We start from the raw sequence: 2123 nt of genomic DNA, 5'->3' as shown, positions 1-2123 counted from the left end.
CGGTAAAGGCTCAGAAGCCGTCGTCGCCCAACTTCAACAGATGCAGACGGAAATCGCATTCGGTGGACCACTGAAGACGATGGATACGTCGCTCATCCCGAAAAAGCACCTCCCATGGTTGGTTAAACAGGATAACGTTAACCCGCAACGTTACGAATGGCTGCTCTACCGGCAGTTAACCTCACGACTGAATGGACGCATTTATTTGCCAAATGTTACCAAATACCGCGCACTGGAAGACGACCTGATCCCCCAGACATCGCAGGATACCTTGCTGGCCTCATCAACACTGGACAGACTAAAACAGCCCGCAGAGTTATTGTTACAGGAGAAACAACACCGGCTGGAAAGTGCACTCAAAGACGTTGCTCTCCATATTGATGAGGGAGACAATCGAAATGTGATCATGAAAAATCGTACCGGTACCCGCTGGCGTCTGCCGACCAAAAGCGCTACATCTCTGGTCAACAATCCCTTTTTTAAGCGAATGCAACCGGTCGGTATCGCGGATGTACTGCGGTATGTAGAGCGCGAAACCGGGTTCATGAAATGTCTGACTCATGTACTTCCGATACAAAAACAAGGGTTCACTCATCAGGATGATTTACTGGCCATTCTGATTGCCAACGCCACTCACCGTGGTGTGTATGGCATGGCGCAGATCTCCGATCGAAGCTATGAACACCTGAGTACGGTGCAGGCCAACTATATCCGGCCTGAAACGCTGCATGACGCCAGCGACGTGATCAATAATGCGGTTGCAGCGCTACCCATCTTCCGCCACTACCATATTCAGGAGGACCAGCTGCATGCCAGTGCGGATGGTCAGAAATTCGAAACCCATCTGGAAACCTTTAAAACCCGGTACTCCTCTAAGTATTTCGGCACCAACAAAGGGATCACGGCCATGACACTGGTGGCCAACCACAGCGCCCTCAATGCTCGGATCATCGGTTCCAACGAGCACGAATCACACTATATTTATGACCTGTTACAATCCAACAGCAGTGAAATCAAACCTGACGTACTCTCGACAGATACACACGGTGTCAATCATGTTAACTTCGCCTTACTGGATCTATGCGGTTACAGTTTTGCACCGCGATACGCGCAGTTCAGTAGTGTCATCAATGATCTGTTTGATGTGACTGAAAGTGAACAAGGCAGCACCATACTGGCGCTAAAGAAGCCTATCAGAACGAATGTTATTACAACGGGATGGCAAGATATCAGGCGTATTGTTCTGTCACTTCAGACAAAGCGGACGACACAAGCAATGCTGGTAAGAAAGTTGTCTGGTTACCCTTCTGGACACCCAATATTACAGGCTCTGACGGAGTATAATCGACTGGTTAAAGCGCAATATTTACTTGACTACATCGACGATGCCAGTTTGCGGCAGTATGTGCAACGTGCCCTGAACCGGGGAGAAGCATGGCACTTCCTTAGACGAGCCATTGCGTCGGTGAATGGTGATCAGTTCCGTGGCAAAAACGAGTCTGAAATCGCTATCTGGAATGAATGCGCAAGATTGCTTGCCAACGCGATCATCTACTTCAACTCCGCGATACTGAGTCATCTTCTGGGACACTTTGAAGCGAGAGGAGATGAAGAGAAAGCGGGTATCACTCGTGCTGTTTCGCCCGTTGCGTGGCAAAATATCAACTTAAGCGGAACGTATAACTTCACTAATACTGGGAAATTGCCCAATATTGGCGAAATAACAAGGCCGATAGTGGATGATTAGGCTCCAAGCTGAAAGTAAACCACCTCCGCAGCCATTTATTGGTGTGGTCTACAGAGGATTATGTCTTTTTAGAGGGGAAAATCCCTAGAACCCCACCTTGAGACAGAACGCGCCTTGGTCAGAATCCCAGTCGCTGGGCGGGTTTGCGCCTACGCTCTTGACCCCCACGAGGTCTGGAAAGGGTACGACAACGCCAAAGAATACGCGGCCTTCGTGACCAAGACGCTGGTCAACAAGGACGGCGATATTAAGCGCCGGATCATGTCGATGTTTAGCCCAGAGGAACGCCCAGACGACAGGGAGTGACGGGCACTGGCTGGCAATGTCTAGCAACGGCAGGCATTTCGGCTGAGGGTAAAAGAACTTTCCGCTAAGC

At 49.9% G+C, this 2123-nt stretch carries 2 protein-coding genes; one reads left to right on the top strand and one right to left on the bottom strand.

Annotation, left to right across the window (positions count from 1 at the left end; all coding sequences use genetic code 11):
• A partial coding sequence (locus R8N46_RS24365) for a Tn3 family transposase (protein WP_000452541.1) occupies positions 1-1747 on the top strand: 1747 nt, incomplete at its 5' end.
• 84 nt (positions 1748-1831) lie between these two features.
• On the opposite strand, the gene R8N46_RS25795 is transcribed toward R8N46_RS24365, so the two are convergent.
• A partial coding sequence (locus tag R8N46_RS25795) for a hypothetical protein (RefSeq protein WP_000696720.1) occupies positions 1832-2123 on the bottom strand: 292 nt, incomplete at its 5' end.

This window comes from Vibrio sp. 1874 (assembly GCF_033344395.1).
In the GTDB taxonomy this organism is placed as follows: domain Bacteria; phylum Pseudomonadota; class Gammaproteobacteria; order Enterobacterales; family Vibrionaceae; genus Vibrio; species Vibrio alginolyticus.
The sequence above is the reverse complement of the archived record's forward strand: the minus strand, read 5'-3'. Positions and strand labels throughout refer to the sequence as shown.